Annotated in this window: 15 protein-coding genes and 2 pseudogenes; 14 read left to right on the plus strand and 3 right to left on the minus strand. The window is 66.4% G+C overall.

Features of this window, described 5'->3' with window-relative positions; translation table 11 throughout:
* Nucleotides 1-3 precede the first annotated feature (3 nt).
* Nucleotides 4-1,155 carry a molybdopterin molybdotransferase MoeA gene (locus V9E98_05665; protein MEI2716470.1) on the plus strand — a complete coding sequence of 384 codons (1,152 nt, stop codon included), beginning with the start codon at nucleotides 4-6 and terminating at the stop codon, nucleotides 1,153-1,155.
* A gap of 2 nt (nucleotides 1,156-1,157) precedes the next feature.
* Here V9E98_05665 and V9E98_05670 read toward each other — a convergent pair whose 3' ends face one another.
* The 3 genes from V9E98_05670 to V9E98_05680 all read right to left on the minus strand — a co-directional run bounded on the left by V9E98_05670 (nucleotide 1,158) and on the right by V9E98_05680 (nucleotide 3,839).
* Nucleotides 1,158-1,418: a hypothetical protein gene (locus tag V9E98_05670; protein MEI2716471.1), complete on the minus strand. Its 261-nt coding sequence runs from the start codon at nucleotides 1,416-1,418 to the stop codon at nucleotides 1,158-1,160.
* Nucleotides 1,419-2,406: 988 nt separating this feature from the next.
* Nucleotides 2,407-3,384 carry an MFS transporter gene (locus V9E98_05675; GenBank protein MEI2716472.1) on the minus strand — a complete coding sequence of 326 codons (978 nt, stop codon included), beginning with the start codon at nucleotides 3,382-3,384 and terminating at the stop codon, nucleotides 2,407-2,409.
* Complete coding sequence (locus tag V9E98_05680) at nucleotides 3,279-3,839, minus strand: MFS transporter (protein MEI2716473.1); 561 nt, start codon at nucleotides 3,837-3,839, stop codon at nucleotides 3,279-3,281. The genes V9E98_05675 and V9E98_05680 overlap by 106 nt, the downstream gene beginning before the upstream one ends.
* A gap of 367 nt (nucleotides 3,840-4,206) precedes the next feature.
* On the opposite strand from V9E98_05680, the gene V9E98_05685 reads away from it, so the two are divergent.
* From V9E98_05685 to V9E98_05745, 13 genes and pseudogenes are all read left to right on the plus strand, one after another.
* Nucleotides 4,207-5,037 (plus strand): hypothetical protein, encoded by an 831-nt coding sequence (locus V9E98_05685; protein MEI2716474.1) that lies wholly within the window; start codon nucleotides 4,207-4,209, stop codon nucleotides 5,035-5,037.
* A 16-nt stretch (nucleotides 5,038-5,053) separates the two neighbouring features.
* Nucleotides 5,054-5,809, plus strand: a complete 756-nt coding sequence (locus V9E98_05690) for a molybdopterin-dependent oxidoreductase (protein MEI2716475.1) — start codon at nucleotides 5,054-5,056, stop codon at nucleotides 5,807-5,809.
* Nucleotides 5,721-8,618: a nitrate reductase subunit alpha gene (locus V9E98_05695; GenBank protein MEI2716476.1), complete on the plus strand. Its 2,898-nt coding sequence runs from the start codon at nucleotides 5,721-5,723 to the stop codon at nucleotides 8,616-8,618. Before V9E98_05690 ends, V9E98_05695 begins: the two co-directional genes overlap by 89 nt.
* Nucleotides 8,618-8,749 carry a hypothetical protein gene (locus V9E98_05700; GenBank protein MEI2716477.1) on the plus strand — a complete coding sequence of 44 codons (132 nt, stop codon included), beginning with the start codon at nucleotides 8,618-8,620 and terminating at the stop codon, nucleotides 8,747-8,749. The genes V9E98_05695 and V9E98_05700 overlap by 1 nt, the downstream gene beginning before the upstream one ends.
* A gap of 299 nt (nucleotides 8,750-9,048) precedes the next feature.
* Nucleotides 9,049-9,228 carry a hypothetical protein gene (locus tag V9E98_05705; GenBank protein ID MEI2716478.1) on the plus strand — a complete coding sequence of 60 codons (180 nt, stop codon included), beginning with the start codon at nucleotides 9,049-9,051 and terminating at the stop codon, nucleotides 9,226-9,228.
* A gap of 132 nt (nucleotides 9,229-9,360) precedes the next feature.
* Nucleotides 9,361-9,447, plus strand: a pseudogene (locus tag V9E98_05710) (4Fe-4S dicluster domain-containing protein).
* 28 nt (nucleotides 9,448-9,475) lie between these two features.
* A pseudogene (locus tag V9E98_05715) lies at nucleotides 9,476-9,586 on the plus strand (4Fe-4S dicluster domain-containing protein).
* 187 nt (nucleotides 9,587-9,773) lie between these two features.
* The gene (locus V9E98_05720; GenBank protein ID MEI2716479.1) at nucleotides 9,774-10,499 is read left to right on the plus strand and encodes a hypothetical protein; all 726 of its coding nucleotides are present in this window, start codon (nucleotides 9,774-9,776) and stop codon (nucleotides 10,497-10,499) included.
* The gene (narJ, locus tag V9E98_05725; GenBank protein MEI2716480.1) at nucleotides 10,496-11,128 is read left to right on the plus strand and encodes a nitrate reductase molybdenum cofactor assembly chaperone; all 633 of its coding nucleotides are present in this window, start codon (nucleotides 10,496-10,498) and stop codon (nucleotides 11,126-11,128) included. The genes V9E98_05720 and narJ overlap by 4 nt, the downstream gene beginning before the upstream one ends.
* Nucleotides 11,125-11,868, plus strand: coding sequence for a respiratory nitrate reductase subunit gamma (gene narI / locus V9E98_05730; protein MEI2716481.1), 744 nt, complete (start codon nucleotides 11,125-11,127; stop codon nucleotides 11,866-11,868). Before narJ ends, narI begins: the two co-directional genes overlap by 4 nt.
* Nucleotides 11,865-12,647 (plus strand): YwiC-like family protein, encoded by a 783-nt coding sequence (locus tag V9E98_05735; protein ID MEI2716482.1) that lies wholly within the window; start codon nucleotides 11,865-11,867, stop codon nucleotides 12,645-12,647. Before narI ends, V9E98_05735 begins: the two co-directional genes overlap by 4 nt.
* A gap of 115 nt (nucleotides 12,648-12,762) precedes the next feature.
* Nucleotides 12,763-13,704 carry an MOSC N-terminal beta barrel domain-containing protein gene (locus tag V9E98_05740; GenBank protein MEI2716483.1) on the plus strand — a complete coding sequence of 314 codons (942 nt, stop codon included), beginning with the start codon at nucleotides 12,763-12,765 and terminating at the stop codon, nucleotides 13,702-13,704.
* 251 nt (nucleotides 13,705-13,955) lie between these two features.
* The gene (locus V9E98_05745; GenBank protein ID MEI2716484.1) at nucleotides 13,956-15,674 is read left to right on the plus strand and encodes a DEAD/DEAH box helicase family protein; all 1,719 of its coding nucleotides are present in this window, start codon (nucleotides 13,956-13,958) and stop codon (nucleotides 15,672-15,674) included.
* Nucleotides 15,675-15,688: the final 14 nt, after the last annotated feature.

Genomic DNA, 15,688 nt, shown 5'->3' on the forward strand with positions numbered 1-15,688 from the left:
CCGATGCACGAGCCGACCTGGCCGCAGGCCCGCGAGGCCGCCAGTCGTCTTGCCCGACCGTGCGGCACTGAATTGATTTCGGCAGCCGACGCGGTGGGACGCACCCTCGCGCAGCCGGTGACGGCACTGTGCCCGTTGCCCGGATACGCCACGGCCGCGATGGACGGATGGGCAGTCGCCGGCACTGGGCCCTGGACAGTTGTGGGCGAGGTTCTCGCCGGCACTGCTCCTCCTGCCCAACTGGAGTCCGGCACCGCCGTGGTCATCGCCACGGGTGCCGCCGTCCCCTCGGGGGCGACGGCTGTCGTGAAGCGAGAGGATGGGGCCACATCCGAGCGGGTTCTCGCAGACCTTCCGGTGGTGCCGGGCAGCCATGTGCGCCCGCAGGCAGAGGAGTGCCGGGTCGGCGAGGTCTTGCTGTCCCCTGGCAGTGAGATGTCGCCCGCAGCCGTGGGTTTGGCGGCCGCAGCGGGAGTCGACAGCGTGGAGGTTGTCCGCCCCCCGAGGGTGCGGCTGCTGCTGCTCGGAGACGAGTTGCTCGATTCCGGAATCCCGGCGGTCGGCCAAGTGCGCGATTCGCTCGGCCCCCAGATCCCGGGATGGGTGGACCGTCTCGGGGGTGTCGTCACGGGGATCGTCCGCGTGCCGGACACCGTCGTCGATCTCACCAGTGCATTGGCCGCGTGCGACGACGTCGAGCTCGTCCTGACCACGGGAGGTACCGCTGCCGGGCCCGTGGACTGCCTGCACCAGTCCTTGGCGGCGCTCGACGCGGAACTGGTCGTCGACTCCGTGGCGGTGCGCCCGGGCCACCCCATGCTGCTCGCTCGTCTCGGCGACCTGCCGGTGGTCGGGTTGCCGGGGAATCCGCAGAGCGCGGTCGTCGCCTTGATGACGTTGGGCGCCCCGCTGTTCGGTGGGATGTTGGGAAAGCCCGAACCCGAGCTCGGACGGGTCCTCCTGACCGAGGAACTCAAGGCACCTGCGCACGAGCATCGGCTTGTGGCCGGCTCACGGTCGGGGACGAGTTTCACGGCAGCCTCACATCTGGGCTCGGCGATGCTGCGGGGCCTGGCCACTGCAGAGGGGTTCGCGGTCCTGCCCCCGGGTGGGGCGGCCATCGGCACCGAGGTGCCGTGGCTGCCCCTGCCCTGAGATCAGGACGGCTTCTCCGCGCCCGGTCGTGCGTAGTACCACCAAGTGATCCACGCTCCGATCAGACAGGTCACAACGCCGAGATAGAAGATCAGCTCGGGATGCCCAAGGGCGAACATCAGGCCGAACACGAACGGCCCGAAGGCCGCGATGGCCGCTGTCCATCCGATCACACCGCCCGCCTGCCGACGCTCGAAGATCATGGGCATCTGCTTGAACGTGCTCGCGTTGCCCACTCCCGCGAAGAAGAAGATCGCGAGCATTCCCCACAGGAACTTGCGGGAACTGGTCGACGCTGATGTCGGCGAGAGCTGGAACGCAGGTGTACAGCGAGCCGAAGCCGCGATGCCGATCGTCAGCGACCACCGTCATGCCGTCCGCCGCCGACCCGGTCCGCGATCGGGCCGGCGATGCACGCGCGCCGCCGAGCCGATGAGGGCGCCGCAGGAAGGCGTACGTGACGCGGGTCGATGCCGGCCGTCGCCGAACGCCTTGGTGCCGTAGAGGTTCTTGATCAGCAGCGCGAAGCTGCTGCGGCGAGGCCGGAGAACGTGCCGAAGGTGATGACGTACAGGCAGGTCATCAGCCAGGTGTGCTTGTTCTTGAAGATGTCGAGCTGCTCGCGGCACGCCGCGGGCCTGCACCGGCACGCTGCGCAGCAGTGAACCAGGCGAGGACGACCGCGACGATGACGAACGGCACCCAGATGTAGCCGGCGTTCTGGTACCAGACCTCCTTGTCGACGCCCTTGTCCTTGATTGGTCGAACATCTGCGAGGCACCGAGTACCCGATCATCGCGAAGCCGATGATCCACGGGGTCACGAACTGCACGGCACTGACACCGAAGTTGCCGATGCCTGCCTGGACTCCCGAGCGCGGTGCCCTGCTTGGCGCGGGGGAAGAAGTAGCGACGTGCTCGGCATGAAGCCGGAGAACGCTCCGCCTCCGATGCCGGCGAGGAATGCCGAGCAGCAGGAGGACTGGCGTAGGGCGTGCTCGGGGTTCGTGCACGGCGAGGGCCCAGCCGATGAGCGGGATGAGGAAAAGGGCGGTACGTGAGGGCAGACGAGTTTGCGGGTGCCCATGATCGGAGGAAGGAACATCCACACCAGCCGCAGTCGCACCGCCGGCAAGGCCCGGGCATTGCCGCCGAGCCAGTACAGCTGGGCATGCGGACAGGGTGAACCCGATGGCAGTTCAGGATCGGGGCCAACGGCCGATACGAGGAACCAGCGTGATGAACCCGAGGGTCAGCGAGAAGGTGGTGACGGACAGGGTCTTCCAGGCCCGACCCGAGTCCCATGTGCGCGGAATCCTCGGGATCCCAACTCGTGGAGCCAGTCCTTGCCTCTGCGCACCGGCGCAGCTGCTGGTTGAGTGGTCATGACCCGGATTCCCTTCTGTGCGGTGGTCGGTGCCGGACTGTCCGGACTCGACCCAGAATCGTCGGACGGTGCTGCCGGGCATTCCGGCGTCGGCGTCAGCCCACGCTTCGGCGCTCTCGCCTTCCTTCTCGAACTTGTTCGCCAACTCGGGGCGTGGCCGATATGCAGCATCGTGCATCGACTGTCCAGTGCATCCACACTGTCCCGATGAGCGTGGTCAGGAAGAGCACGCCGAACGTGGCCTGCGGGGCGCCCGCTCCAGGCGGAGGCGTAGGCGAACAGTGGGGGTAGGAAGAATCCGCCGAGAGCGCCCAACGAGCCGACGAGACCGCCCACGGCCCCGACATCGTGCGGGAAGTACTCGGGGATGTGCTTGTAAACGGCGGCCTTACCGATGCCCATGGCGCAGCCGATGATGAACACGAGGACGGTGAACAGCACTACGCCGACGGTCCACGGAAGTACCTGCTTGGCCTCGCCGCCGGGCTGCTGCAACACGATGTAGCCGTAGGGCATCATCAGGATTCCGCTGGCCACGAGCATCGTGCCGAAGGTCGCGTACATGACCTTGCGGGCGCCGATCCGGTCGGAGATGTAGCCGCCCACCGGGCGCAGCAGCGACGCGGGAAAGATGAACAACGCTGTCAGCAGGCCCGCTTGCGGCAGGGCCAGCCCGTAGACGTCGACGTAGTACTTGGGAAGCCAGGCCGCCAGCGCGACGTAGGCGCCGAACACGATCACGTAGTACAAGCTGAAGCGCCAGACGCGGACCTCCTTGAGCGGGCGCAGCATCGAACTGATGGAGCGACCCTGGCCGGGCTTGTGGTCGTGGCGGGGGGCGATGAACCAGGCGGCTGCGGCCATCGACGATCAGGAGGACGACGTACGAGGAAGGGAACGAACCGCCAGCCGCCGGGGATGACCCCGCCGAGTAGCCCGGCCGCCGGGACCGCCGCGATCAATGCCGGGCCGATGAACTTGGTGACGGAAGCACCGACGTTGCCGGCGCCGAAGACACCGAGGGCGGTGCCCTGCAGGTGCGCGTGGCCACCAGGCGCTGACCCACGAGATGCCCGACGCGAGAAGGAGTTGCCCGCGAACCCCACGAGGAAGGCATAGAAGAGCAGGACGACGTAGGAAGTGGCGTGCGCAACCAGATACGCCGGGATCGCGGTGAGCAGCAGCATGAGGGTGAAGACGATCCGGCCGCCGTAGCGGTCGGCCAGGATGCCGGCGGGCAGTCGCCAGATCGCCCCGTTGAGGACTGCGACGGCGGTGATCCAGGACAAGCTGGACATCGGTGAGGCCGAACTCGGTGCGGATCGGGATGCCCAGGACGCCGAACATGAGCCACACGGCGAACATCAAGGTGAACGCGACCGTGGAGATCACCAGAACGCGACCGCGGCCCGGAACAGCCACGTCGGACAGGGGAGTGGTGTCCAGACCGGGGTGAGTGTCGGTACCGGATCCTGGGGTTCCGGGTGTGCCCTCGGTTCCGGGTGTGCCCTCGGTTCCTGGTGTGGTGGTGGTCATCTCGCGCTCCTTCCCACCATTTGTTCACACTATACACATAACTCCCGTGTTTATTACCAAATCCCGGTTTTATGTGGTAGAACGGAGGCATGGCAACGGCACCCAGCATCGGTCGAACGCTGGCCCGTCTTGCTGCCCTCAGTCCGCGGCATCCCCAAAGAAGGGGAGCCTGCCTCGGACTCCCGGGCACAGATCCGGCACCTCATCGAGACAGCCGAGGAACCCGTATCGGTCGAATGGCTGTGCTCTCGGACCGACCTGCATCCCAACACCGTGCGCGGCCACCTCGAGGTGCTCCTGGCTGCGGGACAGATTGCTCGTGCCCCTGGCCGTCGTGAGGGCCGCGGGCGCCCGCCGATGTTGTACCGGGCGGTCGGACCGGAATCGCCGATCTACCAGGAGTTGGTGACAGCGCTGGTCGCCGAACTGGGCGACAGCACCGACCCGGCCCTGATCGACGACGCCGCCGATCGGTGGGCCGAAGTCGTCGACCACTCAGGGACGGCGCAGAGCATCGACGAAGCGCTCGAGCAAGCGGCGAAGGCGCTCAACCAACTGGGCTTCTCGGCCCACGTGTCGCCCGTGGGAGACACCATCACACTCGGCAGTTGCCCCTACGCGGCCCTGATCCGCGACCAGCCGGTGATCTGTGACATCCACACTGCACTGCTTCGGGAGCTGCTCGCCCGCACGGGTCAGCCTGTGACCGTCAAGGACATGCAGGTCTGGGCCGCCCCGGGCGTTTGCCGCACTCATCTGCACCGGCCCGACCGGCAGCCCGCTCGCGTGATCGACGTTGCAGAATCGGGTGAGAGAGCTACCCAGGATGACCCAGGGTCGGCCCCCAGCGGTGAGGCAGAAGCCCGGACGCGCCGCAAGAGTGCCGACGACAAGAATGGCAAGGTCAAGAAGAGCGCCCGAAACGGCAAGCACCCGAGCGGTAAGAACCCGAAACGGTAAGAAGAGGAACAAACGCATGACCACCACCGATCCCGATATCGCCGGCGACTTCCTGGTCAAAGCAGGTCGGTTCCTGACTCCTGGCGACATCTCCGGCGACCTGCGCACCGTCACCAGGCACGGGGGCCGCGAGGGAGACGTCTTCTACCGGGACCGGTGGAGTCACGACAAGGTTGTGCGCAGTACCCACGGTGTGAACTGCACGGGTTCCTGCTCTTGGAAGGTGTACGTCAAGGACGGCATCATCACGTGGGAGACCCAGCAGACCGACTACCCCTCGGTGGGTCCGGACAGCCCGGAGTACGAGCCGCGTGGTTGCCCGCGGGGAGCGGCCTTCTCCTGGTACACGTACTCGCCGACCCGCGTGCGGTTCCCCTACATCCGCGGAGTCCTGCTCGAGTCGTACCGTGCCGCGCAAGGCGCGAGCACCGGGATCCCGTCGATGCCTGGGCGGCAGTCGTCGATGATCCTCGAGACCCGATCGACCTACCAGCGAGCCCGCGGCAAGGGTGGCCTGGTGCGGGCGTCGTGGGACGAGGTCAACGAGATCATCGCCGCCGCCCATGTGCACACCATCAAGAAGTACGGACCGGATCGTGTCTTCGGCTTCTCTCCGATCCCGGCTATGTCGATGGCGTCCCATGCGGCGGGCAGCCGGTTCGTATCGCTGCTCGGCGGCTGCGATGCTCTCCTTCTACGACTGGTACTGCGACCTGCCGGTGGCCTCCCCGCAGGTCTTCGGCGACCAGACCGATGTGCCGGAATCCGCTGACTGGTGGAACGCCTCGTACCTGATCATGTGGGGCGCCAACGTTCCCCAGACCCGAACCCCTGACGCGCACTTCATGGCCGAGGCGCGCTATCGCGGTCAGAAGGTCGTCGTCGTGTCCCCCGACTACGCGGACAACACCAAGTTCGCGGACGAGTGGATGTCCCCGCATCCGGGAACCGACGGGGCGCTGGGCATGGCGATGGGGCACGTGATCCTCAAGGAGTTCTTCATAGAGCGACAGGTCCCGCGGTTCGTCGACTACGTGAAGAAGTACAGCGATCTGCCGTTCCTCATCTCATTGCGAGAGAAGGACGGAGCCTGGGTGCCGGACAAGTTCCTCACCGCCGCCGACCTTGGTGACTCGAGCGAGGGCGCGGCTTTCAAGACCGTGCTGGTCGACTCCGCCACAGGGCGTCCCCATGTGCCCAATGGTTCACTCGGATACCGGTTCTCGGAGTCCGGCAAGGGCAAGTGGAACCTGGACCTCGAGGGCATCGACCCCGCCCTTTCCTTCTACGGGGCCACCGGAACGGAGCACGCCGAGGTGCTGTTGCCTCGGTTCGACACCGGGCAGGCGGACGACGAGGGCGGTTCGGCGCACTCGCGCGGCGTCCCCGCCGCTCGGGTCGAGACCACTTCGGGGCAACGTCTGGTCACCACCGTCTTCGACCTGATGCTCGCGCAGTACGGCGTGGGTCGTCCCGACCTCCCGGGAGATTGGCCGACCGGCTACGACGATCCCAGCCCCTATACGCCCGCCTGGCAGGAGGAGATCACCGGAGTCCCCGCTGCCGCCGCCGAGCGAATCGGTCGCGAGTTCGCACAGAATGCCGAGGACTCGGGCGGTCGCTCGATGATCATCCTTGGCGCGGGCACCAACCACTGGTTCCACTCGGACGTCATCTACCGGACCTTCCTGGCACTGATCACGCTGACCGGTTGCCAGGGCGTGAACGGTGGTGGCTGGGCCCACTACGTCGGACAGGAGAAGTGCCGCCCCGTGACGGGCTGGGCAAACCTGGCTTTCGGGATGGATTGGCACCGGCCGGCGCGCCAGATGATCGGCACCGCGTTCTGGTACGTCCAGACCGATCAGTGGCGTTACGACGGCCTCGGCGCCGATATGTTGGCGACACCGCTGGGCGAGGGTCGGTTCGCTGGTCGCAGCATGATCGACACCATCGCCCAGTCGGCCCGGTCGGGCTGGATGCCGTCATTCCCCTCGTTGAACCGCAACCCGCTCGATCTGGCCGACGAAGCCAAGGCCGCCGGCATCGAGGCCCCCGAGTACATCAAGCAGAAACTGCTGAGTGGTGACGTGAAGTTCGCCATCGAAGACCCGGATGCCGAAGAGAACTGGCCCCGCGTACTGACGGTGTGGCGCGCCAACCTGCTCGGTTCGTCGAGCAAGGGCAACGAGTACTTCCTGAAGCACCTGTTGGGCACCGACAGTTCCGTCCGGGCCGATGAGACCCCGCAGTCCCAACGGCCGCAGGACGTGACCTGGCGCGAAGAGGCGCCGGTCGGCAAGCTGGATCTGTTGGTCAATCTCGACTTCCGGATGACGAGTACGACCTTGTTCAGCGACATCGTCCTTCCTGCCGCCACCTGGTATGAGAAGCACGACCTATCGAGCACGGACATGCACCCCTACGTGCATGCATTCACTCCGGCGATCGATCCGCCGTGGGAGACACAGAGCGACTACGACATCTTCCAGGCACTTGCCCGGCGGGTGTCCGACCTCGCACCCGGGCACCTGGATACGCGCACGGATGTGATGACGATCCCGCTGCTGCACGACACCCCGGATGAGCTGGCGGTGCCCGGTGGGGTCGTCACCGACTGGAAGTCAGGCGAAGTGGACCTGATCCCCGGTCGGACGGCACCGAAGTTCATCAGTGTCGAGCGTGACTACACCGCCGTCGGCGCCAAGATGGGGGCGCTGGGACCGCTGCTCGAGTCGCTCGGGACCGTCACCAAAGGCGTCGCGGTGGACACGACTCCTGAGGTCGCGACGATCGCGCAGACGAACGGTGTGATCCCGGACGGTCCGGCCGCCGGCCGGCCGGCGCTGGTGACCGCCCAGCAGGCCTGCGAAGCGATCCTGGCCCTGTCAGGGACCACCAACGGACGGGTCGCGGTCGAGGGATTCCGCAACCTCGAGGCCCGCACCGGGCAGGAGTTGGCCGACCTGGCGTTGGACAACGAGGGCAAGCGCATCACTTTCCCGGACACCCAAGCTCGCCCGGTCCCCGTGATCACCAGCCCGGAGTGGTCCGGCAGCGAGCATGGCGGCCGCCGCTACACGGCGTTCACCATCAATGTCGAGCGACTCAAGCCGTGGCACACACTGACCGGGCGCCAGCATCTGTTCCTCGACCACGACTGGATGAGCGAGATCGGTGAGAACCTGCCGACCTTCCGACCGCCGCTGAACATGCACCGAATCTTCGGTGACCAGGCCAGCGGGGCAGAGAAGGAGGTGACCGTACGGTACCTGACCCCACACTCGAAGTGGTCCATCCATTCGGAGTACCAGGACAACCTCTTCATGCTGTCGCTGTCGCGCGGTGGTCCGACGATCTGGATGAGCCCGCAGGACGCGGACACGAGTCGGGGTCAAGGACAACGACTGGATCGAGGCCTACAACCGCAACGGGGTCGTTGTTGCCCGCGCGATCGTGTCCCATCGGATGCCCGCCGGCACCGTGTACATGTACCACGCCAAGGACCGCGTGGTGGATGTGCCGATCGCCGAGACTATCGGGTCGGCGCGGCGGAATCCACAACTCGCTCACCCGTCTGATGATCAAGCCGACCCATGTGGTCGGCGGTTACGCCCAGCTGTCGTTCTTCATGAACTACCTGGGCCCGACCGGCAACCAACGCGACGAGGTCACGGTCATCCGTCGTCGCTCGCAGGAGGTGCAGTACTGATGCGAGGTAATGGGCGACGGGGCGAAGCCGCGACGAGGACTGCTGAGATCGACGTGAGGGAGGTGGGTTTCTGATGCGAGTCATGGCTCAAATGGGCATGGTGATGAATCTCGACAAGTGCATCGGGTGCCATACGTGTTCAGTGACCTGCAAGCAGGCGTGGACGAACCGCGCGGGCGTCGAGTACGTGTGGTTCAACAACGTCGAGACCCGGCCAGGTCAGGGTTACCCACGCACGTATCAGGATCAGGAGAAGTGGAAGGGTGGCTGGGTGCGCACGAAGCGTGGTCGGCTGAAGCTTGCGTTCCGGAAGCCGCTGGCACCGGCTCACCCAGATCTTCAGCAACCCCAAGCTGCCGGAGATCGAGGAGTACTACGAGCCGTGGACCTACGACTACGACACCTTGATCACCGCTCCGCTGGGCGATCAGACGCCCGGTCGCGCAGCCGAAGTCACTTATCAGCGGCGAGCCCGATGAAGATCTCCTGGTCGGCGAACTGGGACGACGACCTCGGTGGTGGCCCCGAACTGGCTCCGCAGGATCCCGATCCTGCGCAAGATCAAGGACGAGGTCGGCGACCGCGTCAAGCTCGAGTTCGAGCAGGCGTTCATGTTCTACCTGCCGCGCATCTGCGAGCACTGCCTCAACCCCGCCTGTGTGGCGGCCTGCCCCTCGGGTGCCATGTACAAGCGCAGCGAGGACGGCATCGTCCTGGTCGATCAGGATGCCTGTCGCGGCTGGCGCATGTGTGTGCACCGGTTGTCCTTACAAGAAGGTCTACTTCAACCACCGCACCGGCAAGGCCGAGAAGTGCACGTTGTGCTACCCCCGCATCGAGGTGGGCTTGCCGACGGTGTGCTCCGAGACCTGCGTGGGGCGCCTTCGCTACCTGGGGCTGTTCCTCTACGACGCCGACCGGGTCACCGAGGCAGCGGCCACCGAGAACGAGCAGGATCTCTACGAAGCCCAACTCGACCTGATCCTCGACCCTGAGGACCCGCAGGTGCAGATGGCGGCCCGCCGTGACGGTATTCCGGAGGATTGGCTGGACCGCCGCCCGCAAGTCGCCGGTCTACGCGCTGGCCAAGAAGTACCGGGTCGCGCTGCCGCTGCATCCGGAGTACCGCACCATGCCGATGGTCTGGTACATCCCGCCGCTGTCGCCAGTCGTCGACGCCTTGCGCGATACCGGCAACGACGCCGAAGATGTCGGCAACTTGTTCGGAGCCATCCAGTCGCTGCGGATCCCCATCGAATACCTGGCGGAGCTCTTCACGGCCGGCGACGTCACACCAGTGTCACGGTCACTGCATATTCTCGCGGCCATGCGCGCGTTCATGCGTGACGACAACTTGGGTAATCCGTTGGACCCCTCCATCCCGGCTGCCGTCGGGATGGACGAGGACACCATGTTCGGCCTGTACCGACTGCTCGCGATCGCCAAGTACGAGGACCGCTACGTCATTCCCGAGGCCCATGCCGAAGTGGGGCGCGAACTCGAGGAGTTGGGTTGTTCCCTGGACTTCGAAGAAGGCCCAGGCCAGTACGGCTCCGCGGCGTTCGGCGAAGCATCGGGTCGGCCGGTTCCCGTGGCCGTCGAGACATTCCATGCCCTCAAACAGCGAGCGACGACCGAGATGTCGGCCGATGTGTCCGACGAGTCGGCCAAGGTCAACCTGCTCAACTGGGATGGTCGTGGAGTGCCCCTGGGCATGCCCGCCGTCCCGCCGCGGAAGGAGCCCTCATGACCGAGCGCAGTACGGCGGTTGCTCGGTTGGCCGCCTCGTGGTTGCTCAGTTACCCGGACAGTGAGTTACTGGGGCGGCTGGACGAGATCCATGCCGCCGTGGAGTCGCTGCCGGAGCAGACGCGCGAGCCCTTGCTGGCCTTCCTGGACCATGTTGCCGACACTCCGCTGATGCAGTTGCAGCAGCACTACGTCGCTGTCTTCGACATGCGCCGCCGGGCCTGCCTCTACCTGACGTACTGGACCGACGGAGAGACCCGGAACCGTGGCCAGGCACTGGTGCGGTTCAAGACGGCCTACCGCGAGTCCGGTTTCGAGATGGGGGATGACGAGCTTCCCGATCACCTCGCAGTCGTGCTCGAGTTCGCAGCTGTCGGGGATCCGTTGACCGGTGACGCCTTTCTGGCCGAGCACCGCGGCCCCATCGGTCTGTTGCGCGACGCGCTGGCCAAGATGGACTCCGCTTATGTGCACGTCCTCGACGCGGTCCTGGCCACGTTGCCGGAACTGACCGACGACATCGTGGCGCGGATGGCACAACTGGCCGCCAGCGGTCCACCCGTCGAACAGGTCGGCCTCGAACCGTTCCCCACCGCACCCAGCCTCATCGAGATCGGAGCACGCCGATGACAGAGTCGACGACCACCCAGATTCTGTTGTGGGCCGTCCTGCCCTACGTCACGATCGCTGTATTCGTCGTTGGCATGATCTGGCGTTACCGCTACGACAAGTTCGGTTGGACGACCCGCTCGAGCCAACTCTATGAACGCAAGTTGATCCGCATCGCGAGCCCGTTGTTCCACATCGGCATCCTGGCCGTGGTCATGGGGCACGTCATCGGACTCATCATCCCCGAAACCTGGACCAACGCGCTGGGTATCAGCGAGGGGATGTACCACGCCATGGCACTGTCGCTGGGCGCCGTCGCCGGTGTCTGCACCCTCGTGGGGGTCGTGCTGCTGATCTACCGCCGGCGCACGGTGGGGCCGGTGTTCTCGGCGACGACCCGCAACGACAAGTTCATGTACGTGTTCCTGGTCGCGGCGATTCTGCTCGGCCTGGTGGCGACCATGCGTGGTTCCGGACTGATCGGCGAGGCGTACAACTATCGCGAGACCGTTTCGGTGTGGTTCCGTTCGATCTTCTTCCTCAACCCGCAGATCCAGGACATGGCCGAAGCGCCGGCCGCATTCCAGATCCACGCGATCGCCGGATTGGCCCTCTTCATCGTGTGGCCGTTCACCCGCCTCGTGCACGCCTTCAGCGCGCCAGTCGGCTACATCTTCCGGCCGTACGTCGTCTACCGCGACCGCGGACCCCACGATCCCGGCAGCCGGCCCCAACGGCGCGGTTGGGAGAAGGTCGGGTGAGTGCTCCGGTGCGGGAGAGCAGTTCCGCACCTGGGTCCACCCGGCCCTGGATCCGGATTCCGGGACAACATGGGGCTTGGGCGTTCCTGCTCGTCCCACTGGCGATCGGCCTTGCCCTGGTCGGAGTCAGCGCGTCAGGGATTCTGTTCAGCGCCGCCTGGGTCCTTGTCTATCCCGCGAGTTACTACCTGGGCCGGGCCGTTGTCGTGCGTTGGCGCCGGGGGTCATGGACCCGTCTCGCGCGCCGGGAACTGCGTGACGCGCTGCCCTGGCTGATACTCACCGCGATCCCGGCGATCGTGCTGGTGGTTCTGCGCCCGTGGCTGGTGGTCGTGGCCCTCCTCCTCGGTGCGACTTGGCTCGGCAGCCTCTGGCTCACCCGCACCGGACACGAGCGTGGCCTGACGAACGACCTGATCCTGGTCGCGCAGGCGTCGGTCGCTGTTCCCCTGCTCTGGGCCGTCACCGTCGATGCGGTGCCTGCGATGTCGGCGTGGCAGGCCGCCGGGATCTGCCTGGTGTTCTTCACCGGATCCGTGTTGCATGTGAAGTCGCTGATCCGCGGCGCCGGAGACCGTCGCTGGGCGATCGCCTCACGCGTGTTCCACATCCTCGCTCTGGGGCTCGGTCTTCTTTCCGCGTGGCTGCTCGTGCCGTTCGGGGCAGCCGCGGTGCGGTCGTTCGTCGTGCCGCAAGGCACCCGTCCCGCGGTGGTCGGTGCGGTGGAGACAGTGATCTCGGTTCTCGTCGTGGTCGCCACCGTGGCCGCTCTGCGCTGAGCCTTGCCGAGGGCGGGCCAAGATCGCTCGGCCCGGATTCACCGGTCCTCTGTGGCGCGCAGTGGCCGAAGGAGCGATGGACGAGGCTCCTGGAGTCGAGGCCTACGATCGGGGCGTGAGGCTCAGCCAGATCGTCGTCTACCCGATCAAGTCCGGCGCCGGGATATCAGCCCAACAGTGGCCCTTGCTCGACCGGGGCCTCGCCCATGACCGCTCATTCATGGTCGTCGACGCCGCCACCGGATCGTTTCTCACCCAGCGGGAGTGTCCCGCGCTGGCGTTGGTGCGGCCGGTCATCGTCATCGACGAAGCACCGAGTGTCATCGACGAAGCACCGAGTGTCGTCGGGGAACCGAGTGCCGACGAAACACCGACGGCCGACGGAGCAGCCAAGGCGGGCCCGACACCGATGGCCGGCGGGACCCTGGACGTGGTCGTAGGTGGCGATCAGGTGACTGTTCCGTTGCAGCTCCCGCCTCATTCGCCGGTCGTGTCGGTGTCCGTCTGGGAACACGACGGACCGGCACTCGACGCGGGCGACCAGGTCGCCGACCTGCTCAGCACCCACCTGGGCCGTGCGGTGCGTATGGTCGGTCTTGCGCCGGACCACCAGCGTGCGGCCGACGCCAACTTCGCCCCCCGCACCGCCCCAGTGTCGTTCACGGACGGATTCCCGCTGCTGATCACCGCCGAGTCCTCGCTGGCCGACTTGAACGACCGACTCCCCGAAGCGCTGCCCATGAACCGGTTTCGACCCAATCTGGTGATCACTGATTCCCAGTCCTACGCGGAGGACGGTTGGAGTTCGATCAAAGTCGGGGACGTCGACATCGATCTGGTCAAGCCGTGTGCTCGATGCGCCATCACTACCGTGGATCAGCAGACGGGGGTCAGGTCCGGCGGGGAACCGCTCCGCGCTCTGGCTACCTACCGCCGCGGTGAGCGGGGAGTGTTGTTCGGACAGAACGCTGTGCACCGGACCAACGGCACCTTGCGCGTGGGCGACGCCGTGACCGCAGTGCGGAGCGAAGACTCTCTCTGGTCCCCAACGCCCTGATCTCGCCCCACCCCACGCGCTGATCTCGCCAGATACGGCGGCAGCGCGGCAGTGCGTGGCGAGATCAACTGAATCTGTTCGGCGACCGCCGAACCCTGACCAATGGCTGGGTGGACCCTGCAGCGCGATCAGCGGGTGTCGCTGCCCGGGGAGGGGGTCGGGACAGGCGATAGTAGGGCGCCGGCCATTCCCCGCGACGAATTCTCGGGGTGGCCTGTTGACCCCACCATCAGAAATCAGGGAGGAACGACGTGCGGCTGCGAGCATGGCAGAGCGAGGCGGTAGCGGCGTTCGACGCCCACGACGGTGACACCTTCACAGTCTGTGCTACCCCCGGTGCGGGCAAGACGAGCTTCGCCCTCACAGTCGCCGCGTCTGAGTTGCGTCGCCGCCGGATCAACCAGGTTGTCGTCGTCGCCCCCACCGACCATCTGCGTCAGCAGTGGGCCGACGCCGCATCGGAATTCGGCCTGAACCTTGACCCGACGCGTACCAACCAGGCCGGAGTCACCCTCCCCGAAGGAATGCACGGCTACGTGACCACGTATGCCCAGGTCGCCTCCCGGGCGATCCTGCACCGCCACCGTACCCAGCATCGCCGGACCCTGGTCGTGATGGATGAAGTCCACCATTCCGGTGATGGACTGTCCTGGGGCGAAGCGGTGGTCGAGGCGTTCGACCCTGCTGTCAAGAAGCTGCTCATGACCGGAACCCCGTTTCGCTCGGGTGCCGAAGAGATTCCGTACATCGCCTACGAGGACACCGATCAAGGGCGCGTCTCGACGGCTCACGTGACCTACTCCTACCGCGATGCCCTGCGCGACGGTGTGTGCCGACCGGTCGTGTTCGCCGCGTACACCGGCGTCGCACGCTGGCGTAACTCCGCTGCCGGGGCGCTGTCCGACATCGCTGAGCAGGCCCACGAACTCGGTGCTGAGGCCTCTCGCGCGGTCGAGGACCGGGCCTGGCGGGTCGCGCTCGATCCCGAGGGCCAGTGGATCCGTCACGTGATCGCGGCGGCAGACTCGCGCTTGCAGGACCTGCGATCGTCGGGCTCTCCTGATGCCGCTGGACTGTTGCTGGCCGGAGACCAGGAGGTCGCCCGCGCCTATGCGCAGATCGTTCAGCAGGTGACCGGCCGCCCGGCGGTGGTAGCAGTCTCCGACGATCCCAACTCCTCAGAGAAGGTCAATGCCTTCCGTGCGAGCAGCGATCCGTGGATAGTCGCCGTGCGACAGGTGTCCGAGGGCACGGATATCCCCCGCCTCGCGGTTCTGGTCTACGCCACCAACTACCGCACCCCGCTGTTTTGGCAACAAGCCGTCGGCCGTGTCGTGCGCGCCCGCTCACCGAGGGAGTCCGCGACAGTCTTCATCCCAGCGGTGCGCGGCCTCGTGGCCCTAGCGGCCGAGATGGAGTCCGACCGCAACCACGTGATACCGCCCCCCAGCGACTCCGACACCGACCTCACCTTGCCCGAACGGGAGCTTTCCGACGGTTCCGGGGGTATCGAGCATCTCGGCGCCGAAGCGGCCTTCGGTCACGTCCTGCATTCGGGACAGGCCTACCTGCCCGGTCAGGCTCCCCTCCCCGGTGAGGGGGAACCGGCCCCGGCGCAGGCGGATGAAGAACAGGATGACTTCCTGGGTCTGCCTGGATTGTTGACCCCCGAGCAGACGGCGGCGTTGCTGGCCAAACGGGATGCCGAACTGCGCCGCCGCAATGCCACGACCATCACACCGCCCGCTCCCGGCACCGCCGGTACAACTCGTACGGCACTGTGGCGCGACACCAAGTCATTGCGCCAGGACATCAGTACGCTTGTGGGGCGATTGGCGGCGCGATCGGGGCGAAGCCACGCCGAGATCCATGTCGCGCTCAGGCGCGAAGTGCCTGGACCGGGGTCCGCGCAGGCCGGTGTGGATACGCTGACCCGTCGCCGCGACTGGCTGCTCGGGCAACTGCACTGATTGCGGCGAACGGT

The sequence above is a fragment of the Candidatus Nanopelagicales bacterium genome, from assembly GCA_037045355.1.
Classification (GTDB): Bacteria; Actinomycetota; Actinomycetes; order S36-B12.

Coding starts and splice junctions, on each gene's coding strand:
- V9E98_05665 (MEI2716470.1), top strand. CDS start 4: ATGCACGAGCCGACCTGGCCGCAGGCCCGCGAGGCCGCCAGTCGTCTT.
- V9E98_05690 (MEI2716475.1), top strand. CDS start 5,054: ATGACCACCACCGATCCCGATATCGCCGGCGACTTCCTGGTCAAAGCA.
- V9E98_05680 (MEI2716473.1), bottom strand. CDS start 3,839: ATGTCCAGCTTGTCCTGGATCACCGCCGTCGCAGTCCTCAACGGGGCG.
- V9E98_05700 (MEI2716477.1), top strand. CDS start 8,618: ATGATCAAGCCGACCCATGTGGTCGGCGGTTACGCCCAGCTGTCGTTC.
- narI (MEI2716481.1), top strand. CDS start 11,125: ATGACAGAGTCGACGACCACCCAGATTCTGTTGTGGGCCGTCCTGCCC.
- narJ (MEI2716480.1), top strand. CDS start 10,496: ATGACCGAGCGCAGTACGGCGGTTGCTCGGTTGGCCGCCTCGTGGTTG.
- V9E98_05670 (MEI2716471.1), bottom strand. CDS start 1,418: ATGCTCGCGATCTTCTTCTTCGCGGGAGTGGGCAACGCGAGCACGTTC.
- V9E98_05695 (MEI2716476.1), top strand. CDS start 5,721: ATGCTCTCCTTCTACGACTGGTACTGCGACCTGCCGGTGGCCTCCCCG.